Source organism: Pantoea sp. UBA5035, assembly GCF_002415245.1.
In the GTDB taxonomy this organism is placed as follows: domain Bacteria; phylum Pseudomonadota; class Gammaproteobacteria; order Enterobacterales; family Enterobacteriaceae; genus Pantoea; species Pantoea septica.
In genome coordinates this window covers 42,346-63,465 of the sequence record NZ_DICD01000015.1, presented here as the reverse complement: position 1 = coordinate 63,465, position 21,120 = coordinate 42,346, and the positions used below count along the sequence as shown (strand labels likewise).

Here is a 21,120-nt window from a genome sequence, read left to right as displayed (position 1 = left end):
CCGATCGCCTACCGGACGATCGGCAGATCCGAAAAACGGGTGGTATAGGCTGGCGACAGCATCTCGCGCTTCATCGCCCAGCTCTTTTCAATGCCCTGCCCGGCGAACCAGAGCGTTCCCCTGCCCGCCTGGTTGATCTTATCTACCACCTGCATTAGCGCCTCGCTGTTGGCTCGCGGCCCACAGGCGTCAAACAGATGCAGCTGCGCCACGCCCTGGCTGAAAAAATCCCCAGCATGACGCCTGCCTTCATATAGCGGTAGCCGTCCAGCCAGATGCGATCCAGCGCCTCTGTAGCGATGCGAACGATATCGCGCGTGTCATTTGAAGGGGTCAGCAGCTGCCCCATCGCCTGGTTGCCGTAATAGGGCTCGTTTTCCGCGTGCGGGCTGGTTTTCAGAAACACCGCGATTTGCCGGCAGTATTGCTTCTCCTGGCGCAGCTTTTCCGCCGCCCGCTCGGCATACTGGCAAACCGCCTGCCGCACCGCGCCGTAATCGGTGAGGCGCGTGCCAAACGAGCGCGAGCAGACGATTTGCTGCTTTGTCGGCACGACCTCCTCCAGGTCCAGGCAGGCTTCGCCGCGCAGTTCGCGCACCGTGCGCTCCAGCACCACGTTAAAGTGCTTGCGTATGACCCAGGTAGAGCTGTCGGCCAGCTGCAGCGCGCTCTCAATGCCCATCTGCTGTAGCTTTTTAGCGATGCGCGCGCCGACGCCCCACACCTCTTCTACCGGCACCAGCGCCATCAGCTTACGCTGCCGCTCTGCGTGTGACAGATCGACCACCCCTTTTGTGCCGTGATACTTTTTCGCGGCGAAGTTGGCCAGCTTCGCCAGCGTCTTGGTGGGCGCAATCCCGACGCCCACCTGCAGATGCAGTTCCTGCTTTACTCGCGCCTGAACCGCGCGGCCAAACGCCTCCAGCGGCTGGCAGAAGCTGACGCCGCTCAGGTTGAGAAAGGCCTCATCAATGCTGTAGATCTCAACCGACGGCGCCATCTCCTCCAGCGTGGTCATCACGCGCAGGCTCATATCGGCATAGAGCGCATAGTTAGAACTGAAAACCTGCACCCGATGCTGGCGCAGCGTCTCTTTCAGCTTAAAAAAAGGCGCGCCCATCTTAATGCCAAGCGCTTTGGCCTCTGCGCTGCGGGCGATAACGCAGCCGTCGTTGTTGGAGAGCACCACGACGGGCACCCCGCGTAAGTCGGGGCGAAAGACGATTTCACAGCTGGCGTAGAAGCTGTTGACGTCGACCAGCGCGTACATATCAGTGCGTCGATTTAATAACGTAGGTCACGACGCCGAAGACCTGGAGTCCTTCGGGGGTATTGATAGGGATTGGGCTGTGTTTGCTGTTGGCCGGCATCAGTAGCACTGAGGGGTGGATGCGAAGCTGCTTAATAGTAAATTCGCCATCAATGGCGGCGACGATAATATCGCCGTGCTTCGCCGTAAGAGAGGAGTCGACGACAATCATATCCCCTTCGCAGATGCCCGCCTCGATCATAGAATCGCCGCTGACGCGGAGAAAGTAAGTTGCACTAGGGTGCTGCACCATCAGGTCATTCAGATCGATGCGTGTTTCAATGTAATCCTGCGCCGGCGACGGAAAACCGCAGGGCACGCGCTCAATGTAAAGCGGCAAAGGCAGCAGGTCGCGGACTTCCGCGGGGCGATATAACTTCATGAGAAAGGCTCCTTCTTCTGGATACTGTATATAAATACAGTAATATCAAACTCCTGATTTAATCAAGGCGCAGCGGTGGTAAAAATGGTAAACCCACTGACGCTGAAGGGATTATTTTTTGTAAGGCTGAGCGGTTAACCTCTCTCATGAGCAAAATATCGACTTAATTCAAACTGATATGGCGATAATATGAGCGCTGAAAAGTAGATGAAACAGGCTCTCGCCCGGCTTGTGTTTTTCACCGTCTCGACGACTTTTCACCTTGTCATTTGCTTTACCTGGCAGTGACGCCGCGAGGCGGTTTCTCCCTCATTTGCCGCATCGCTTTCCATACTCTGCTGGTTAAATTTTTCATCGCCCGGTCAAAACTGATTTGGGCTTTTTTTGCTCTGAAGAGGCTTAGCCGCTCTCTTAGAAGAGATACATCAGTACGTTTCTCTTTTTTAAAAAAGAAAGATTAAAAACGCGATATTAATAGCGGTTAAATAACAGAGAGTGCGTGAAAGATAGAGTTCTAACCGTTAGAGATTAAGGCAATTATTTATTTTTAAATCAGTGGCGGCGCTTATTAACTATGTTATGCTTAAAATGAATTCTGAGCCCAAGCCTCCACCAGAGATATTGCTCTACGAGTCCGTTTTATACTCAATATGACTCTCCCCTGCATTGCGGGGGCATTTTTTATTTCGCTTTGTTAAGTATCAATGTCACTCTTCCCTGCCTTTCTCCCCGGCCACGCGCGGCATGACCGCTACAGGCCAGTTCAACAGGAAATAATGGCCCATCCAGAATAGCTTAGTTAGCGCACCTGTCAGATATGAGTTGCAGACCATTCTTAGTAATCGTTTTCAGAAATAAAAAACCGCTATAATTCAATCATTCCGTTTCCTCAGGAATCTAATAATTAGAGCTCTAAATTTATAATATTGTCCTTCAGACAGGCAATAATCGCTGGCGTTAGCTATATTTAAGCGGCTCGGTAATGAAATCCACAATGCTTACTGAGCGGCTGTTACTCCAACCCCTTGCCCCCTTTTGGGGGCTTTTTTTTGCCGAAGCCAGACCATGACGCGATCGGGCATACCGCTGGTTCCGGCAATAAAAAAGGCATCCCGAAGGATGCCTTAATAAGCTGATGCACGGCTTGTCACCCTGCCTGCAGGACCTGCACGACAGCGGCGAAACGGTTAACGATCGAACACGCCTGCAAGAATCATCGCGCTTTTGCAAAAAATGCATTTTGCGCCATGGGGATTGCTTTTACACTGATCGAACGCAGAGACACGATACTGTGAACTCTGGCAGCACGGGCATCGGAAGCGTCTGGCTGAAAGGCTAATATTAAAGCCCTACAACGTTTACTGCTGACGGACCTTTCGGACCCTGCTCAACAGAAAACTCAACGCGCTGACCTTCGTCAAGCGAGCGGTAATCAGTGCCCTGGATAGCAGAGAAGTGGACGAAAACGTCCTTGCTGCCATTCTCCGGAGAGATAAAACCAAAGCCTTTTTCTGAGTTAAACCACTTCACGGTTCCAAGAATTTTATTCGACATAATATATGACCTTTTTAGTTCGCCTTTCGGCATAAGAGGCTGAATTGCAGAAATAAATCAGAACCTGAGGTAGACTCAAAAAGAAAGGCTTGATGCGGCACTAACTGAGATGAGAAATACAATATGAACTAACTCTGAAACTGTCTGCTAATCAGACCGACAGGCTATTAACGCATGTCCGCCATACTTAAGCAAGTTAAAAGTAAATCAGTCTGGCAAGAACGCTTTGGCGTGCCGGCTGCTGCGCCAGCATAGGGTCAAGGGACGCAGCCAAATGACAGCTGGCTACGCGGAGAGACGGCATCGGCGCCTGGTTAACGCGCCTTCAGGCGTAGCGACGCAGGCGCCGCTACTCCTGCTGTAGTAACGCTCCCCTCATCGCCTGTTCGTTGCTGAGACGTTTGCGCGCAAGGCTGTTGAACTTCGCCAGCCATACGGAATACTGGTCAACCTTCTTTTGCGCGTCCGCTTCATTTTCGGCATAGCAGAGAAAAATGCGGCTTTTAGTATTGCTGTGTTCATCAATGGCATACACTTCAAAATCCACGCCATATTTGCTGTATATAATGGCGGTAAAAGAGATTTTCTCCCAGGATTCAAGTTTGTTTTCAAACTGCTTATAGTTCACTTTATTCACCTGATAATAATTAATGCACACACCCGGCTATTAGCTGGGCTTGATTATTATAATGCCAGTAGATAAATTATGAGTGTTAAAAAAAGTCATTCCGCATTTAACCTTTCATCTGGCATACGTGACTTTGCTTTAAATCAAATAAAGCAGCTTTATTAAAGACAGTTACATTTTCTTCGCGGCGGCGCGACAGACGCAGCGGCCTGTTTGCCGCTTCGTTTTTTACCGTTTCGCTTTAGAGCGATCACGACCTGTTATTTGTCATATCAGAAGAGGATGGCGGCAATAAGCGGTCGCCGATTATTTCAAAGTCCATTTGGCGAAAATAAGTCGCCGTTATCGGGATAGCGCTTTGCGGTCGGTACCAGCCGAACTGAGATAAGTAGTACCAGACCTGCAGCGGCTCGTTACCCGATCTAACCCAGTAGAAACCTTCTTTCATCAGTGGCTCGATCAGCTAATGCTGTTTTAAAGACACTCATGCATGTCTAATCGTGAGCGGCGCCTGGATATAGCGTCGCAGCGGGTTTTCCTGCGTTCATGACAACGTACCCAGAAAGTAAAGAGTAGCAGTCTTTAGGCTTATTCACCGATAAACAGGTCGAAAATACTATTTGCGCCGCGCGCCTGCCGCTTATTCTGTTATTGAGTGGCGCTTAATTACCGCATTTAGCTGATTTTTTTTTGCAGAAATAATTAATGCCCTTTCCTGCTACATTTACCTGATAAAAAACCTCGCCGGATAGCGAGGTTTTTTACAGATCGTCAGGCAGAGTGATAATTAATCTTTACTCTGCAGCAGGAAACGGTAAATAAGCCCGCCGATACAGCCGCCGACAATCGGCGCCAGCCAGAAGAGCCAAAGCTGCTGCAGCGCCCAGGTTCCCTGAAACAGCGCAACCGCCGTACTGCGCGCCGGGTTGACCGACGTATTGGTCACCGGGATGCTGATCAGGTGAATCAGCGTCAGCGCCAGACCGATCGCGACAGGCGCAAAGCCCGCCGGCGCTTTTTTATCGGTCGCGCCGTGGATAACGATCAGGAAGAACGCGGTCAGCACCAGTTCGATAATAACGGCTGACTGCAGAGAATAGCCGCCCGGCGAATGCTCGCCGAAGCCATTTGAGGCGAAGCCGCTGGCGGTTGCGTCGAAGCCCGCTTTGCCGCTGGCAATAAGATAAAGAACGCCGGCCGCCGCAATCCCGCCGATAACCTGCGCGATAATATAAGGCACAACGCCTTTCGCGCTAAAGCGACCACCCGCCCACAGCCCCAGCGTGACCGCAGGATTGAAATGGCCGCCGGAGATATGTCCGACTGCATAGGCCATGGTCAATACCGTCAGACCAAATGCGAGCGCCACGCCGGCGAATCCGATGCCTAATTGCGGATAGGCAGCGGCAAGCACCGCGCTTCCGCAGCCGCCGAATACCAGCCAGAACGTGCCGAAAAATTCAGCCGCAGTTTTTTTTAACATCATTTACCCCTGGTTTCTTGCAACGTTAATGGCGGGCGTAAATTGCCAGCCCGCCAGCATGAATAAAAGATTAATGCTGACTAATCTTTGCGATTAAATAGCACCTGCCGATCTTCGCTTTCCGCTGTTTCCTCGCAGAGCTGAAAATCGACAAAAAAATACCCTGAATAAACAGGGTAAGTTTTCAAAAGCCAAAAATACAAAGATTACATTTTGATGAGGTTGTTTGAGCCGGGTCACTTAACAACACACGCCGCTAATAATAGTCCTCCCGGGTTTTTATTTTATGATCTTAATCAACTTTAGCGGGTGCTGCTTTTCTCCATTCTTCTCAAATGGGAAGATTAGTTGCAGGCGCGTAATTAGTTATTCCTTGCGTGGTAAAAAAGGCTTATAAAGCGGGAAAGAAAGTGCGTTATTCCACAATTAACCGTCCATGCAAAGGCTGTAGCGGCCGGTTGTTACTCGTCTTCAGCGCCTGGCGGAAAGCGTCCAGCTGCGCCTCGGACAGCGTGACGGGCTGTTTGATTACCAGCCAGCGCAGCCCTTCGCTGCATGGCGGCGTAGTAAGCGAGCCGCTGAAGCGATAATAGTGCAGGTCGGTGGGAATGAGCGGACGCAGGTTCACCTGTTTGTCGACCGCCACGGCGTGATTTAACTGCGGCGGGATCGCGGCCAGAATCGGATTAAGCGCCGGATTCTCTTTACCAATATCAAACATGACTGCCACTACCGCCAGCTCCCCTGCCGCATTGCTGTGAACAAAGTGCGCCTCAAGCGGAAAGCTGCGGCCTGCTATCTGGTTCTCGCTGGGGGTATGGAAGTGATACTGCTTCAGCTGAAAGACCTCGCCATCGAGCATGAAATCATCTTCGTCATCAACGCTGACCTGTATGGTGTGGCCATTGTTCACCAGCGTTTCGGCAGAGGTGTGAAACTCCAGTCCCAGCGGCGGCAGCTTGCCGTCGATGGCATTTTTAATATCGATCGGCGACTGAAACTTGCCGTTGTGGCAGGTCTGATAATCTGCCGCCAGCTCGCCCCAGTGCGCCGGCCCCGCTTTCCCCTCGTAGCTCCAGTGCGGCGCCGAGGCGCAGGCGGTGCCGATAGCGCTGAGCGCCATTAATAGCGCGGCCAGTCTCTCTCTTTTCATTATGTTCTCCCTTCATCGTTAAACAGCATTGTCGCCGGGCGATGTTATTCCCGACCGGTTTGCCGCAACAAGGCGCTTATGTGCGCTGCCGCGTTAAAGAGAGTCCAGAATGACGACAGCGCGGCGCAAGGTTAATCCGCATAAAAAAGGCCCACATCAGTGAGCCTGCTTCAGCCGCTATCAGGCTGGACGATTAATTAAGCCGCGCGGCGTCAGCCTGAGCCTGGGCTAATTCACTCTTTGCCGATTCCACCTTTAATTTTTTCTCTTCTACCTTGTGCGTTTTTTTGGAAATTTTATCCAGTCGTCCGTCTGCTTTCGCCTCTTCCAGCTCCTGCTGCGCTTCCTGCAGCTCAAGCTCCGCCTTTTTCACCTTTCGCTGCTGTTTGCTGACATCCTGATTCGCTCGCTGCGCCTGACGATCCTCGGTGCAATAAGTTTTCACCTTGTCCCGCGCGATATTAAGCCGGGAGAGTTCTGCGCTGTTGTTATATTTTTTAGCCTGCTCGATTTTAGTATTCAGAGCGGAAAGCTGCTCGCTGCAGGAATCGGTAGCCGCAAAAGCGAACAGCGGCGCGGCCGCAAAAAACAATACAGCCATTTTCTTTTTCATATATAAGTTAACTCCTTGTTAAAAACGCATATATGGGTTTATCCGTGGTCACTATAACCTGGTTCTGAGGATAAAAAGCAAAGTCTGCCGTGAATAAAAAAGAGAGGAGAAACTAACAAACAGATTAATTCCTGGCTGAGGCTATTTATTCCACGGCGCGCCGGAAATCACGCATGGCTTTTACAGAGCGGCAGACGCAAGAAAAAGACACGTTTAGTTAAAAAGAAGGAAAGAGATCAGGGAAAAGCGCAGCGAGGAAAAACTCCGATCGCCGCAGAGGCGATCGGAGAGAGGTATATTACATATTTTCGATGATAGCGTCGCCGAACTCTGAACATTTCAGCAGTTTAGCGCCTTCCATCAGACGTTCGAAGTCATAGGTCACGGTTTTGTTGGCAATTGCGCCTTCCACACCTTTAACGATCAGGTCGGCTGCTTCGAACCACTGCAGGTGACGCAGCATCATCTCTGCGGAAAGAATAACGGAACCTGGGTTCACTTTATCCTGACCAGCATATTTCGGCGCGGTGCCGTGGGTCGCTTCGAACAGCGCGCATTCGTCGCCGATGTTCGCGCCCGGTGCGATACCGATGCCGCCGACCTGCGCCGCCAGGGCGTCGGAGATGTAGTCGCCGTTCAGGTTCATACAGGCGATAACGTCATACTCCGCCGGACGCAGCAGGATCTGCTGCAGGAACGCATCGGCAATCACATCTTTCACGATGATATCTTTGCCGGTGTTCGGGTTCTTAATCTTCATCCACGGACCGCCGTCCACCAGCTCAGCGCCGAACTCTTCTTTCGCCAGCTGGTAGCCCCAGTCTTTGAACGCGCCTTCGGTGAACTTCATGATGTTGCCTTTGTGCACCAGCGTCAGCGAGTCGCGGTCGTTAGTGATCGCATACTCAATCGCTGCGCGCACCAGACGTTTGGTGCCCTCTTCCGAACACGGCTTCACGCCGATGCCGCAATCCTGCGGGAAGCGGATTTTCTTAACGCCCATTTCTTCGCGCAGGAACTTGATCACTTTGTCCGCTTCGGCAGAACCGGCTTTCCACTCGATACCGGCGTAGATATCTTCTGAGTTCTCACGGAAGATCACCATGTCGGTATCTTCAGGACGTTTTACCGGGCTCGGCGTGCCTTTGTAGTAGCGAACCGGACGCAGGCAAACGTAGAGGTCGAGCTCCTGACGCAGCGCCACGTTCAGAGAACGGATGCCGCCGCCAACCGGCGTCGTCAGCGGGCCTTTAATGGCGACGCGATACTCTTTGATCAGGTCGAGAGTTTCCTGCGGCAGCCAGACATCCTGGCCGTAGAGCTCTACCGATTTCTCGCCGGTGTAGATCTCCATCCAGGAGATTTTGCGCTCGCCGTTGTAGGCTTTTTTCACCGCAGCGTCGACGACTTTCAGCATCACCGGAGAAACGTCAACGCCGATGCCGTCGCCTTCAATGTAAGGAATGATCGGGTTATTCGGCACATTGAGCTTGCCCTGATCCAGGGTGATTTTCTGACCTTCCGCCGGAACAACTACTTTGCTTTCCATTAACCTCTCCTGGGCGTTTTGTTAATAAATTGTAAGATGTGGAGCCATGATACTTGAATATTTACGCCGCGCCAATCGTCACTGTTTCGCGTTATAATGCGCCGATTGTCACCGACTGCAAAGCTCATGCGAAAAAGTTCTCAGCAAATTCACCAGCATAAACGCCCTGACCGCGCGCCACGCGGCGCTCAGCGCAAATCGCCGCGCGCGCGCGGACCGCGACGCGTCATATTATTTAACAAACCATTCGATGTTCTGCCACAGTTTAGCGACGAAGCTGGCCGTCAGACGCTGAAGGATTTTATCCCGATCGCCGACGTCTATGCCGCCGGTCGTCTGGACCGCGATAGCGAAGGCCTGATGGTGCTGACCAACGATGGCGCGCTGCAGGCGGCGCTGACCCAACCCGGCAAGCGCACCGGCAAAATTTACTACGTTCAGGTCGAAGGTGAGCCGCAGGAAGCGGATCTTGCGGCGCTGCGCGGTGGCGTTAATCTGAAAGATGGCCCTACGCTGCCTGCAGGCGTCGAAAAGGTGGCCGCGCCCGCCTGGCTGTGGCCGCGCCAGCCGCCGATCCGCGAACGTAAAGCGATCCCCACCAGCTGGCTGAAGGTGACGCTCTACGAGGGCCGCAACCGTCAGGTGCGCCGTATGACGGCGCATATCGGCTTTCCTACGCTACGCCTGATCCGCTATGCGATGGGCGACTATAGGCTCGACGACTTAACGCCGGGCGAGTGGCGTGAAGTAACCGTTTCGGCGTAAACATCGTCGCGCTTTTCGATAACGTCAGGTTAACAATCCCGGAGGATCGATGTTTAAACCTCATGTCACCGTCGCCTGCATTGTGCAGGCCGAAGGCGAACTGTTAGTAGTGGAAGAGCGGGTAAAGGGCCGCGCCACCTGGAATCAGCCCGCCGGTCATCTTGAAGCGGACGAAACGCTGCTGGAGGCGGCGCGGCGCGAGCTGCGCGAAGAGACCGGCCTTGAGTGCGCGCTCGACTATTTTCTCGGCGTCCAGCAGTGGATCGCGCCGGACAATACGCCTTTCGTGCGTTTTCTGTTTGGCGTCGACCTGCCGGAAAAGCGCGCGACCGCGCCGCAGGACAGCGATATCGACCGCTGCTGGTGGCTTACGCCTGAGCAGATTATCGCCGCAGATAACCTGCGTTCGCCGCTGGTCGCCGAAAGCGTCAGGCTGTGGCAACAGGGCGCGCGCTATCCGCTGCATCTGATCGCGCCGTTCCAGTGGCCGTTTCGCGAGGGTGCGCGCCACGCCGACGCGTGATAGAATATGCCGCCTGTTTTTTTATCGTAATCAAGAGTGCGTCATGTCTGACAACAGCCAGAAAAAAGTGATCGTCGGTATGTCCGGCGGCGTCGATTCTTCCGTTTCCGCCTGGCTCCTGCAGCAGCAGGGCTATCAGGTAGAAGGCCTGTTCATGAAGAACTGGGAGGAAGACGACGGCGAGGAGTATTGCACTGCCGCGGACGATCTGGCGGACGCGCAGGCGGTGTGCGACAAACTCGGCATCAAGCTGCATAAAATCAACTTTGCCGCAGAGTACTGGGACAATGTCTTTGAGCACTTCCTTGAAGAGTACAAAGCGGGCCGCACGCCCAACCCCGATATTCTCTGCAACAAAGAGATCAAATTCAAAGCCTTCCTGGAGTTCGCGGCGGACGATCTCGGCGCGGACTACATCGCCACCGGCCACTACGTGCGCCGCGCGGACGTCGACGGCAAAAGCCAGCTGCTGCGCGGCCTCGACGGCAACAAAGATCAGAGCTACTTCCTCTATACGCTGAGCCACCAGCAGATCGCCCAGAGCCTGTTCCCGGTCGGCGAGCTGGAAAAGCCGGAGGTGCGCCGCATCGCCGAGGAGCTCGATCTCGTCACCGCGAAGAAAAAAGACTCCACCGGCATCTGCTTTATCGGCGAACGCAAATTCCGCGACTTCCTCGGCCGCTATCTGCCGGCGCAGCCGGGCGCGATTGAAACCGTGGACGGCCAGGTGGTCGGCGAGCATCAGGGGCTGATGTATCACACGCTGGGCCAGCGTAAAGGGCTGGGCATTGGCGGGCTGAAAGAGAGCAACGACGATCCCTGGTACGTGGTGGATAAAGACGTGGCGCGCAACCGCCTGATCGTGGCGCAGGGCGCCGATCATCCGCGCCTGATGTCGGTGGGCCTGATTGCCCAGCAGCTGCACTGGGTCGATCGCCAGCCGATCGCCGCCCCGCTGCGCTGTACGGTGAAAACGCGCTACCGCCAGACGGATATTCCCTGCGAAATCGTACCGCGCGGCGACGATCGCATCGAAGTGCGCTTCGACGCGCCGGTCGCGGCGGTGACCCCTGGCCAGTCCGCCGTGTTCTATCTCGGCGACGTCTGCCTTGGCGGCGGCATTATCGAAGAGCGCCTGCCGCTGAGCGCAGACTAAGTCGGCATGGCTGACGCGTAGACAGGAGTAACCGTGGCTAAAAATTATTACGATATTACGCTGGCGCTGGCGGGCATCTGCCAGTCGGCGCATCTGGTTCAGCAGCTGGCGCATCAGGGCCAGTGCCAGCCAGACGCGCTTAACGTCTCGCTGCGCAGCGTAATTGATCTCAACCCCGGCTCGACGCTGGCGGTGTTCGGCAATGACGAAGCTAACCTGCGCCTCGGGCTGGAAACGCTGATGGCGGTGCTCAATAGCAGCAGCCGTCAGGGCATGGGCGCGGAGCTGACGCGCTATACGCTAAGCATGATGGTGCTGGAGCGTAAGCTGAGCGGCAACAAAAGCGCGCTCGACACCCTGGCGCAGCGCATCGGCCAGCTCGATCGCCAGCTGGCGCACTACGAACTCGGCTCGGAAACGATTACCAGCGCCATGGCGGCGATCTATGTCGACGTCGTCAGCCCGCTCGGCCCGCGCATTCAGGTCACCGGCTCGCCCGCCGTGCTGCAGAATCCGCTGCTGCAGAGCAAAGTGCGCGCCACGCTGCTGGCGGGCATCCGCGCCGCCGTGCTGTGGCAGCAGGTCGGCGGCGGCCGCTTTCAGCTGATGCTGTCGCGCCAGCGTTTGCTGCGCGAGGCGAAAACCATTTTATCCCGGCTCTCTCCGGCTTATTAAGCCGGCGAAGTCCATACTGTTAACGATTCAGGAGTTGCACTGATGGAATTATCCTCTCTGACCGCCGTCTCACCCGTCGATGGTCGTTACGGCGATAAAGTCAGCCCGCTGCGCGCTATTTTCAGCGAATATGGTTTGCTGAAGTTCCGCGTCGAGGTTGAAGTACGCTGGTTACAAAAACTGGCGTCCACCGCAGAGATCAAGGAAGTTCCTGCATTTGACGCTGACGCAAACGCTTTCCTCAATGCAATCGTCGCTAATTTCAGCGAAGAGGATGCGGCGCGCATCAAGACCATTGAGCGCACCACCAATCACGACGTAAAAGCGGTCGAATATTTTCTCAAAGAGAAAGTCGAAAGCGTGCCGGCGCTGCATGCGGTGTCGGAATTCATCCACTTCGCCTGCACCTCCGAAGATATCAACAACCTGTCGCACGCGCTGATGCTGGAAAGCGCGCGCCGCGACGTGATCCTGCCCTACTGGCAGCAGATCATCGACGCGGTTAAGCGCCTGGCGCACGAATACCGCGATATTCCCCTGCTGTCGCGCACGCACGGTCAGCCCGCCACGCCCTCTACCATGGGCAAAGAGATGGCGAACGTCGCCTACCGCATGGAGCGTCAGCAGCGCCAGCTGAGCAAAATCGAGATTCTGGGCAAGATCAACGGCGCGGTGGGCAACTACAACGCCCATATCGCCGCCTATCCGGAAGTGGACTGGCACCAGCTGAGCGAGCAGTTCGTCACCTCGCTGGGCATTACCTGGAACCCCTACACCACCCAGATCGAGCCGCACGACTATATCGCCGAGCTGTTTGACTGCATGGCGCGCTTCAACACCATCCTGATCGACTTCGATCGCGATATCTGGGGCTACGTCGCGCTCAACCACTTCAAACAAAAAACCATCGCGGGCGAAATCGGCTCCTCTACCATGCCGCACAAGGTCAACCCGATCGATTTCGAAAACTCCGAAGGCAATCTGGGCCTGGCGAACGCGGTGATGCAGCATCTGGCGAGCAAGCTGCCGGTTTCGCGCTGGCAGCGCGACCTCACCGACTCAACGGTACTGCGTAACCTCGGCGTCGGCGTCGGCTACGCGCTGATCGCCTATCAGGCGACGCTGAAAGGCATTTCCAAGCTGGAAGTGAACCGCGAGCGTCTGCTGGACGAGCTGGATCATAACTGGGAAGTGCTGGCGGAGCCGATCCAGACCGTGATGCGCCGCTACGGCATCGAGAAGCCGTACGAGAAGCTGAAAGAGCTGACGCGCGGCAAACGCGTCGATGCGGCGGGCATGCAGACCTTTATCGACAGCCTCGCGCTGCCGGAAGAGGAAAAAGCGCGCCTGAAGCAGATGACGCCGGCTAACTATCTCGGCCGCGCCGTGCAGATGGTCGACGATCTGAAATAAGCGCAGACGCAGGCGGGCCGACCCGCCTGCGTTAAGCTGTTGTTTAAATGTTTTTGCGTATACTTTATCTTTACTTAAATGCTCTGAGAGTAAGGAAAAGCCATGCGTGTTTTGGTTGTGGAAGATAATGCTCTGCTGCGCCATCATCTTGCAGTTCAACTGCGCGAAATGGGCCATCAGGTAGACGCCGCAGAGGACGCAAAGGAAGCCGACTATTTTTTACAGGAGCATCTGCCCGATATCGCGCTGGTCGATCTGGGCCTGCCGGATGAAGACGGCATGTCGCTGATCCGCCGCTGGCGCGGTCAGTCGGTGCGGCAGCCGATTCTGGTACTCACCGCGCGTGAAGGCTGGCAGGCCAAAGTCGAAGCGCTGGAAGCGGGCGCCGACGACTACGTCACCAAACCTTTCCATATTGAAGAAGTGGCCGCGCGCCTGCAGGCGCTGATGCGCCGCAACAGCGGACACGCCTCGCAAATCATCGACATGGCGCCGTTTCAGGTCGATCTCTCGCGTCGCGAGCTGACTATCCACGACCAGCCGGTGAAGCTGACCGCCTTTGAATACACCATCGTCGAAACGCTGATCCGCAACGCGGGCAAAGTGGTGAGCAAAGACTCCCTGATGCTGCAGCTCTATCCCGACGCCGAACTGCGCGAAAGCCACACCATCGACGTGCTGATGGGCCGACTGCGTAAAAAAATCCAGGCGCTGCATGCAGATGAAGTGATCACCACCGTACGCGGTCAGGGATACCGCTTCGATCTCTGATGAGCTGGTTTCAACGCTACCGTCCTCTGTCGCTACGCGCCCGCTTTTTGCTGGCCTGTTCCGCTATCGTGCTGTTTCTCTCGCTCTCCTACGGCATGGTAGCGGTGATCGGCTACGTGGTCAGCTTCGATAAGAACACCTATCGCGTGATGCGCGGCGAAAGCAATCTCTTCTTTACGCTGGCGCAGTGGCAAAATAACCGCCTGACCATCGCGCAACCAGAGCGCATGACGCTTAACTTCCCGACGCTGGTATTCATCTACGACGAACAGGGTAAGCTGCTGTGGCAGCAGCGCGACGTGCCGGAGATCCGCGCCAAAATTCAGCATGAGTGGCTACTGAAGCCCGACTTCTACGAAATCGACACCAGCAACCGCACCAGCGCCATGGCAATTGGCAACGATCTGTCGGCGCAGAAGCGGCTGCACGCCATCGATAACGACAGTAACGACACCTTTACCCACTCCGTCGCAGTCAACCGCTATGACGCCACCACCAACCTGCCTGCGCTGACCATCGTGGTGGTGGACTCGATACCGCAGGAGCTGCAGCATTCGGACGTGGTCTGGTCCTGGTTCAGCTACGTGCTGGCCGCCAACCTGATTCTGGTCATCCCGCTGCTGTGGCTGGCGGCGCACTGGAGCCTGCGCCCGATCGGCCATCTCGCCACGCAGATACGCGAACTGGAAACCAGCCAGCGTGAGAATCTCGACGATGCGCCGCCGCAGGAGCTGCGCAGTCTGGTGCGCAACCTCAATCTGCTGCTGAGCAACGAACGTCAGCGCTATACGCGCTACCGCACCACCCTTTCCGATCTGACGCACAGCCTGAAAACGCCGCTGGCGGTGCTGCAAAGCACGCTGCGCTCGCTGCGTAACGGCAAGGATCTCACCATTGAGCAGGCCGAGCCGGTGATGCTGGAGCAGATCAGCCGTATTTCGCAGCAGATTGGCTACTACCTCCATCGCGCCAGCATGCAGGCGGATCACAATCCGCTGCTGCGCGACCTGCATCCGGTGTCGGCGCTGCTCGACAGCCTCTGTTCGGCGCTCAATAAAGTTTATCAGCACAAAGGCGTGGAGATTACGCTCGACGTTTCGCCGGAGGTGACCTTTATCGGCGATAAAAACGACTTTATGGAAGTGCTGGGCAACGTGCTGGACAACGCCTGCAAATATTGCCTGGAGTTTATCGAGGTGAGCGCGCGGCAGACCGATCAGGCGCTGCATCTGTTTATCGACGATGACGGCCCCGGCATTCCTGAAAGCAAGCGCGATCTCGTCTTCGTGCGCGGCCAGCGCGCCGATACGCTGCGGCCCGGTCAGGGGTTGGGCCTGGCGGTAGCGCTCGATATTCTGGAGCAGTATGAGGGCCAGATTATCGCCACATCCAGCCCGCTGGGCGGCGCGCGTATGGAAGTGATCTTCCGCCGACAGGAAGTCGAACATCGCCGCGAGTAGAAAGGCGCGCGGGCTGTTATACTTGGCTGCATTTACAGCCCTGCATGGAACGACCCTATGGACTATCAGCTCGATCTTAACTGGCCCGACTTTATTCAGCGCTACTGGCAAAAACGCCCGGTGCTGCTTAAGCGCGGTTTTAAAAACTTTGTCGATCCCATCTCTCCTGACGAGCTGGCCGGACTGGCGATGGAAAATGAGGTGGACAGCCGTCTGGTCAGCCATAACGACGGCAAGTGGCAGGTGAGCCACGGTCCTTTCGAGAGCTACGATCATCTGGGCGAGAACAACTGGTCGCTGCTGGTGCAGGCGGTGAACCACTGGCATGAGCCCTCTGCGGCGCTGATGCGTCCGTTCCGCTTTTTGCCTGACTGGCGCATTGACGATCTGATGATTTCGTTCGCCGTGCCGGGCGGCGGCGTCGGTCCGCACTTCGATCAGTACGACGTGTTTATTATTCAGGGTACCGGCCGTCGTCGCTGGCGCGTCGGCGAGAAAGTGCCAATGAAGCAGCACTGCCCGCATCCCGATTTGCTACAGGTGGAGCCGTTCGACGCCATTATCGATGAAGAGATGGAGCCGGGCGATATTCTCTATATTCCGCCGGGATTCCCGCACGAAGGCTATTCGCTGGAGAACGCCATCAACTACTCTGTCGGCTTCCGCGCGCCAAATGGCCGCGAGCTGATCAGCGGCTTCGCCGACTACGTGCTGGCGCGCGAGCTGGGCAGCTATCGCTACAGCGATCCTGACGTGCCCGCGCGCGACTGCCCGTCGCAGATCCTGCCGCAGGAGATTGAAGGCATTCGCAAGGTGATGCTCGACGTGATCGACCAGCCGGAGCATTTCGCCAGCTGGTTCGGGGAGTTCATCTCCCAGTCGCGTCATGAGCTGGACGTCGCGCCGCCGGAGCCGCCCTATCAGCCCGATGAGATTTATGATGCGCTGCAGCAGGGTGATACGCTGTCGCGTCTTGGCGGACTGCGCGTGCTGACCATTGGCGATGCGGTGTTTGTCAACGGCGAGCGCGTCGAGTGTTCGCAGCCGGAGGTGCTGAAGGCGCTGGCGCGTCGTCAGACGCTGAGTCTGGAGGATTTCGGCGAAGCGCTGGACGACCCGTCGCTGCTGGCGCAGCTTGCCGCGCTGGTGAACGCCGGGTACTGGTACTTCGGCGACGCTGAGTAGAGCCACCAGACGACTCAAAAGCTAAAGCGCGGGTGGCGTGGAGCGAAGAGCAAAGCGTCCCGCGCCAGGGATAAAAACGCCGGGAGCGTTTTTAAACAACGCAGCGCGTTGGCCCGGTAACGGGCGCACCTCAGGGATGAGGTGCGTAGCTACGCGGGCCGAGCGAGCAGGGATGCGTTTAGCGACTTTGCGATCGCTCCACGCCACCCGCGTAAGCGCTGCGCCTACTGACGGAGACGTTTTTTACCCCTTTTTCTGCGCCGCCAGCTCCGCCAGCCGTACAATCACATCCACCGACTGCGCCATAATATTGAGCGAGGCGAACTCGTGCTTGCCGTGATAGTTATAGCCGCCGGTAAAGATATTCGGGCACGGCAGTCCTTTCCATGACAGCGCGGAACCGTCGGTGCCGCCGCGAATCGGCTTCACTTTCGGCTCGATGCCGCAGTCGCGCATCGCCTGCAGCGCCAGCTCGATAATATGCGGGTGCGGTTCCACCTTCTCGCGCATATTGCGATAGCTGTTGCTGATCTCCACGGTAACGGAGCAGTCTTTATGCAGCCCGGCGTTAATGCGCTCGGCAATCGCCGTCAGCACCTGCTTGCGCTGTTCAAACGCGTCTGTATCGAAATCGCGAATAATGTACTGCAGCTCGGCGTGCTCTACCGTGCCCTTGATCTGATGCAGATGGTAAAAGCCCTCGTAGCCGTCGGTAAACTGCGGACGCTCTTTCGCCGGCACGTCGGCATGAAACGCCATCGCCACGTCCAGCGCGTTCACCATCACCCCTTTCGCCGAGCCGGGGTGCACGTTATTGCCGACGATCTTCACTACCGCTGAGGCCGCGTTAAAGTTCTCATATTCGAACTCGCCGAGATCGCTACCGTCGATGGTGTAGGCCCAGTCGGCGGCGAAACCCTCGACGTCGAAGTGCGAGGTGCCGCGGCCAATCTCTTCGTCCGGGGTAAAGGCGACGCGAATGGCGCCGTGCGGAATATCGCTTTTGGCGAGGCGCGCCATCGCCGTCATGATCTCGGCGATGCCCGCCTTATCGTCGGCGCCGAGTAGCGTCTTACCGTCGGTGGTGATCAGCGTATGGCCGATCAGCTTATGCAGGATCGGGAACATCACCGGCGACAGCACCTCTTCGCCGGTGCCGAGCGCGATATCGCCGCCGCGATAGTTCTCAATAATCTGCGGGTTCACATTCTTCGCGGTAAAATCGGGCGACGTATCCATATGCGAGATAAACCCGATTACCGGCGTCGGCCAGTCGACGTTGGCGGGCAGCGTGCCCATCACGCAGCAGTGATCGCTGAGCGAGACATCGATAAAACCAAGCGCAATCAGCTCTTCCTGCAGCTTGCGCGCCAGCGTCCACTGCCCTTCGCTGCTGGGCACCTGACGCGCCTGCGGTTTTGCCTGCGTCTCTACCGCCACGTAACTTAAAAAACGTTCAAGTAACTGATCCATATGCCATCCTTCAAAAGAAGCCGACCATCATTATCAACAGTCGCGTCCGACGCATGTTGCGTCACATCATTATCTGACAGGTTAACCTGCGCGGCGCGTTTGCAGAAGGAACTTTTAACACAGTTGTTAACATCTGTGGTCAGGGTAGCGGATAACGGCCTAATCGCCTCTTTTCACCGCCAAAACATGGCATTGCGCTGTTTTTCAGGTATCATCGCGCCCTCTCGCTGGCTGGCCGACGTAAACGGCTATGCTGTAATCTGTTCGACCCTATTACCGACTGAGTGACTAAAATGACGCAAACACGCGCGCAGCAGGCGCTGGTTACGCTTTCTGGCATCAGTAAAGCTTTCGACGGCAAGTCGATTATCAGCGACTTCAACCTGACCATCGACCACGGCGAATTTATTACCCTGCTCGGTCCGTCGGGCTGCGGCAAAACCACCATACTGCGGCTGATTGCCGGGCTGGAAGAGGTCGACAGCGGCCGCGTGATGCTGGATGACAGCGATATCACCGATACGCCCGCCGAGCATCGCCACGTCAACACCGTCTTTCAGAGCTACGCGCTCTTCCCGCACATGTCGGTCTTTGAAAACGTCGCCTTCGGCCTGCGCATGCAGAAAACCCCGAATGCGGAGATCGCCGCGCGCGTCAGCGAGGCGCTGGCGATGGTGCAGCTGGAGAGCTTCGCCGATCGCCGCCCGCATCAGCTTTCCGGCGGTCAGCAGCAGCGCGTCGCCATCGCGCGCGCGGTGGTGAACCGCCCCAAAGTGCTGCTGCTCGATGAATCGCTTTCGGCGCTCGACTACAAGCTGCGCAAGCAGATGCAGAACGAGCTGAAGGCGCTGCAGCGCAAGCTCGGCATCACCTTTGTGTTCGTGACCCACGACCAGGAAGAGGCGCTTACCATGTCGGACCGCATCGTGGTAATGCGCGACGGCAAGATCGAGCAGGACGGCACGCCGCGCGAAATTTACGAAGAGCCGAAGAACCTCTTCGTGGCGCGCTTTATCGGCGAGATAAACGTATTTGACGCCGACGTCCTCGACGCCAGCGCCGCGCCGCGCGTGCGCGCCCGCGTAGAGGGCCGCGAATGCGATATTCACTGTGCCTTCCCGGTCAGCGTCGGCGATCGCCTGCATGTGCTGCTGCGTCCGGAAGATCTGCGCGTCGACGAGGTGCACAGCGACCAGGCGGTGGAAGGCCTGATCGGCTACGTACGCGAGCGCAACTACAAAGGCATGACGCTGGAATCAACTGTCGAGCTGGAAAACGGCAAGCTGGTGACGGTCAGCGAATTCTTTAACGAGGACGATCCCGACTTCGATCACTCCCTTAATCAAAAGATGGCGGTGAACTGGGTTCCCAGCTGGGAGGTGGTGCTGCCCTATGAAGCTGATGCGTAACCGTTTCCAGAAAAGCGTCACGGCGCTGATCGTCGGCTGGCTGGCGCTCTTCGTGCTGCTGCCGAACCTGATGATCTTCGTCACCAGCTTTCTGACGCGCGACGACGCCCACTTCGTTCGCATGGCGTTCACCCTCAGCAACTATACGCGGCTGCTCGATCCGCTTTATGGCGAAGTGCTGCTGCACTCGCTCAATATGGCGGTTATCGCCACGCTCTGCTGCCTGCTGCTGGGTTATCCCTTCGCCTGGTGCCTGACGAAGCTGCCGGCGCGCCTGCGGCCGCTGATGCTGTTTCTGCTAATCGTGCCCTTCTGGACCAATTCCCTGATCCGCATTTACGGGCTGAAAATCTTTCTCAGCACGCGCGGCTGGCTGAACGACTTTTTGCTGTGGCTCGGCGTTATCGAGACGCCGTTTCGCATCATGTATACGCCGCAGGCGGTGGTCCTCGGACTGATCTATATTCTGCTGCCCTTTATGGTGCTGCCGCTCTACTCCAGCCTGGAAAAGCTGGATCGCGCCTGCCTTGAAGCGGCGCGCGACCTTGGCGCCAGCAAAACGCAGACCTTTTTCCGCATTATTCTGCCGCTGACCATGCCGGGCATCGTCGCAGGCTGTTTGCTGGTGCTGATCCCGGCGATGGGGCTGTTCTACGTGGCGGACCTGATGGGCGGCGCGAAAAATCTGCTGATCGGCAACGTCATCAAGAGCCAGTTCCTCAACATCCGCGACTGGCCGTTCGGCGCGGCGACCAGCATCGTGATGACGCTGCTGATGGGGCTGATGCTGCTGTTTTACTGGCGCGCCGCGCGCCTGCTGAATAAAAAGGTGGAGCTGGAATGATCGCGCGCCTGCTACGCGGCGGCTTTATGGCCGCGATTTACGCCTGGTTTTATATCCCTATAGCCATTCTGATCGTTAACTCGTTCAACGCCTCGCGCTTCGGCATCAACTGGCAGGGCTTCAGCACTCAGTGGTACAGCCTGCTGGTGAATAACGACAGCCTGATTCAGGCGGCGCAGCATTCGCTGATGATGGGCGTGCTCTCCGCCAGCTGCGCGACGCTGATCGGCTCGCTCACCGCCGTGGCGCTCTACCGCTACCGCTTTCGCGGCAAGCCCTTCGTCAGCGGCATGCTGTTCGTGGTGATGATGTCGCCCGATATCGTGATGGCGATCTCCCTGCTGGTGCTGTTTATGCTGCTCGGCATTTCGCTCGGCTTCTGGTCGCTGCTCTTTTCGCACATCACCTTCTGTCTCCCTTTTGTGGTAATTACCGTCTACTCGCGGCTGAAGGGTTTTGACGTGCGCATGCTGGAGGCGGCGAAGGATCTGGGCGCCAGCGAAACCACCATTCTGCGCAAAATTATTCTGCCGCTGGCGATGCCGGCGGTGGCGGCGGGCTGGCTGCTGAGTTTTACCCTGTCGATGGACGATGTAGTGGTCTCCTCGTTCGTGACCGGGCCCACCTTTGAGATCCTGCCGCTGAAGATCTATTCGATGGTGAAGGTTGGCGTCTCGCCAGAGGTGAACGCGCTGGCGACGATTTTGCTGCTGCTGTCGCTGCTGCTGGTCGGCATCAGCCAGCTGTTGCTCCGTGATAAAACCAAATAGAGGAT

Annotated in this window: 20 protein-coding genes and 1 pseudogene; 11 read left to right on the top strand and 10 right to left on the bottom strand. The window is 56.5% G+C overall.

Translation table 11 applies throughout. The annotated features are described in order from the left end of the window. Positions 1–8: 8 nt before the first annotated feature. From umuC to icd, 9 genes and pseudogenes are all read right to left on the bottom strand, one after another. Positions 9–1,270, bottom strand: a pseudogene (gene umuC, locus B3229_RS11755) (translesion error-prone DNA polymerase V subunit UmuC). A gap of 1 nt (position 1,271) precedes the next feature. Further along, positions 1,272–1,691, bottom strand: coding sequence for a translesion error-prone DNA polymerase V autoproteolytic subunit (gene umuD / locus B3229_RS11750; RefSeq protein ID WP_048780987.1), 420 nt, complete (start codon positions 1,689–1,691; stop codon positions 1,272–1,274). A gap of 1,187 nt (positions 1,692–2,878) precedes the next feature. Then, positions 2,879–3,031, bottom strand: coding sequence for a hypothetical protein (locus tag B3229_RS11745; RefSeq protein WP_239670389.1), 153 nt, complete (start codon positions 3,029–3,031; stop codon positions 2,879–2,881). A gap of 1 nt (position 3,032) precedes the next feature. Then, complete coding sequence (gene cspE, locus B3229_RS11740) at positions 3,033–3,245, bottom strand: transcription antiterminator/RNA stability regulator CspE (RefSeq protein ID WP_033747854.1); 213 nt, start codon at positions 3,243–3,245, stop codon at positions 3,033–3,035. Positions 3,246–3,594: 349 nt separating this feature from the next. Beyond that, complete coding sequence (locus tag B3229_RS11735; protein ID WP_048782952.1) at positions 3,595–3,873, bottom strand: hypothetical protein; 279 nt, start codon at positions 3,871–3,873, stop codon at positions 3,595–3,597. A gap of 787 nt (positions 3,874–4,660) precedes the next feature. Next, entirely contained in the window at positions 4,661–5,356 is a 696-nt protein-coding gene (gene aqpZ, locus B3229_RS11730; RefSeq protein ID WP_286871365.1) for an aquaporin Z, read from the bottom strand. 415 nt (positions 5,357–5,771) lie between these two features. Continuing rightward, positions 5,772–6,509, bottom strand: coding sequence for a carbonic anhydrase (locus B3229_RS11725; protein ID WP_286870927.1), 738 nt, complete (start codon positions 6,507–6,509; stop codon positions 5,772–5,774). Positions 6,510–6,702: 193 nt separating this feature from the next. Beyond that, on the bottom strand, positions 6,703–7,122 hold the full coding sequence (locus B3229_RS11720; protein WP_048784124.1) for a DUF1090 family protein: 420 nt from the start codon (positions 7,120–7,122) through the stop codon (positions 6,703–6,705). 298 nt (positions 7,123–7,420) lie between these two features. Beyond that, positions 7,421–8,671, bottom strand: coding sequence for an NADP-dependent isocitrate dehydrogenase (icd, locus tag B3229_RS11715; RefSeq protein ID WP_096072959.1), 1,251 nt, complete (start codon positions 8,669–8,671; stop codon positions 7,421–7,423). Positions 8,672–8,767: 96 nt separating this feature from the next. Here icd and rluE point away from each other — a divergent pair, with 96 nt between their 5' ends. The 8 genes from rluE to B3229_RS11675 all read left to right on the top strand — a co-directional run bounded on the left by rluE (position 8,768) and on the right by B3229_RS11675 (position 16,619). Next, positions 8,768–9,436 (top strand): 23S rRNA pseudouridine(2457) synthase RluE, encoded by a 669-nt coding sequence (gene rluE / locus B3229_RS11710; protein ID WP_376747181.1) that lies wholly within the window; start codon positions 8,768–8,770, stop codon positions 9,434–9,436. A 49-nt stretch (positions 9,437–9,485) separates the two neighbouring features. Next, complete coding sequence (locus tag B3229_RS11705; protein ID WP_048784118.1) at positions 9,486–9,959, top strand: NUDIX domain-containing protein; 474 nt, start codon at positions 9,486–9,488, stop codon at positions 9,957–9,959. 43 nt (positions 9,960–10,002) lie between these two features. Continuing rightward, the gene (mnmA, locus tag B3229_RS11700; RefSeq protein ID WP_048784116.1) at positions 10,003–11,115 is read left to right on the top strand and encodes a tRNA 2-thiouridine(34) synthase MnmA; all 1,113 of its coding nucleotides are present in this window, start codon (positions 10,003–10,005) and stop codon (positions 11,113–11,115) included. Between the two features lie 33 nt (positions 11,116–11,148). Next, the gene (gene hflD / locus B3229_RS11695; RefSeq protein ID WP_033747876.1) at positions 11,149–11,790 is read left to right on the top strand and encodes a high frequency lysogenization protein HflD; all 642 of its coding nucleotides are present in this window, start codon (positions 11,149–11,151) and stop codon (positions 11,788–11,790) included. 42 nt (positions 11,791–11,832) lie between these two features. Next, positions 11,833–13,203 carry an adenylosuccinate lyase gene (gene purB / locus B3229_RS11690; RefSeq protein ID WP_286870921.1) on the top strand — a complete coding sequence of 457 codons (1,371 nt, stop codon included), beginning with the start codon at positions 11,833–11,835 and terminating at the stop codon, positions 13,201–13,203. Between the two features lie 102 nt (positions 13,204–13,305). Continuing rightward, positions 13,306–13,974 (top strand): two-component system response regulator PhoP, encoded by a 669-nt coding sequence (gene phoP, locus B3229_RS11685; RefSeq protein WP_033747880.1) that lies wholly within the window; start codon positions 13,306–13,308, stop codon positions 13,972–13,974. Continuing rightward, on the top strand, positions 13,974–15,434 hold the full coding sequence (gene phoQ, locus B3229_RS11680; RefSeq protein WP_048784111.1) for a two-component system sensor histidine kinase PhoQ: 1,461 nt from the start codon (positions 13,974–13,976) through the stop codon (positions 15,432–15,434). Before phoP ends, phoQ begins: the two co-directional genes overlap by 1 nt. Before the next feature lie 57 nt (positions 15,435–15,491). Beyond that, entirely contained in the window at positions 15,492–16,619 is a 1,128-nt protein-coding gene (locus B3229_RS11675) for a cupin domain-containing protein (RefSeq protein WP_033789600.1), read from the top strand. Positions 16,620–16,862: 243 nt separating this feature from the next. Here the strand turns inward: B3229_RS11675 and pepT are convergent, their stop codons facing one another. After that, positions 16,863–18,092 (bottom strand): peptidase T, encoded by a 1,230-nt coding sequence (pepT, locus tag B3229_RS11670; protein ID WP_048785227.1) that lies wholly within the window; start codon positions 18,090–18,092, stop codon positions 16,863–16,865. A gap of 293 nt (positions 18,093–18,385) precedes the next feature. On the opposite strand from pepT, the gene potA reads away from it, so the two are divergent. From potA to potC, 3 genes are read left to right on the top strand one after another with little or no spacing between them, the layout of a single operon-like run. Continuing rightward, the gene (gene potA / locus B3229_RS11665; RefSeq protein ID WP_033789596.1) at positions 18,386–19,501 is read left to right on the top strand and encodes a spermidine/putrescine ABC transporter ATP-binding protein PotA; all 1,116 of its coding nucleotides are present in this window, start codon (positions 18,386–18,388) and stop codon (positions 19,499–19,501) included. Beyond that, on the top strand, positions 19,485–20,345 hold the full coding sequence (gene potB / locus B3229_RS11660; protein WP_376747195.1) for a spermidine/putrescine ABC transporter permease PotB: 861 nt from the start codon (positions 19,485–19,487) through the stop codon (positions 20,343–20,345). Before potA ends, potB begins: the two co-directional genes overlap by 17 nt. Further along, positions 20,342–21,115 carry a spermidine/putrescine ABC transporter permease PotC gene (gene potC, locus B3229_RS11655; protein ID WP_048785231.1) on the top strand — a complete coding sequence of 258 codons (774 nt, stop codon included), beginning with the start codon at positions 20,342–20,344 and terminating at the stop codon, positions 21,113–21,115. Before potB ends, potC begins: the two co-directional genes overlap by 4 nt. The last annotated feature ends 5 nt before the right edge of the window (positions 21,116–21,120 follow it).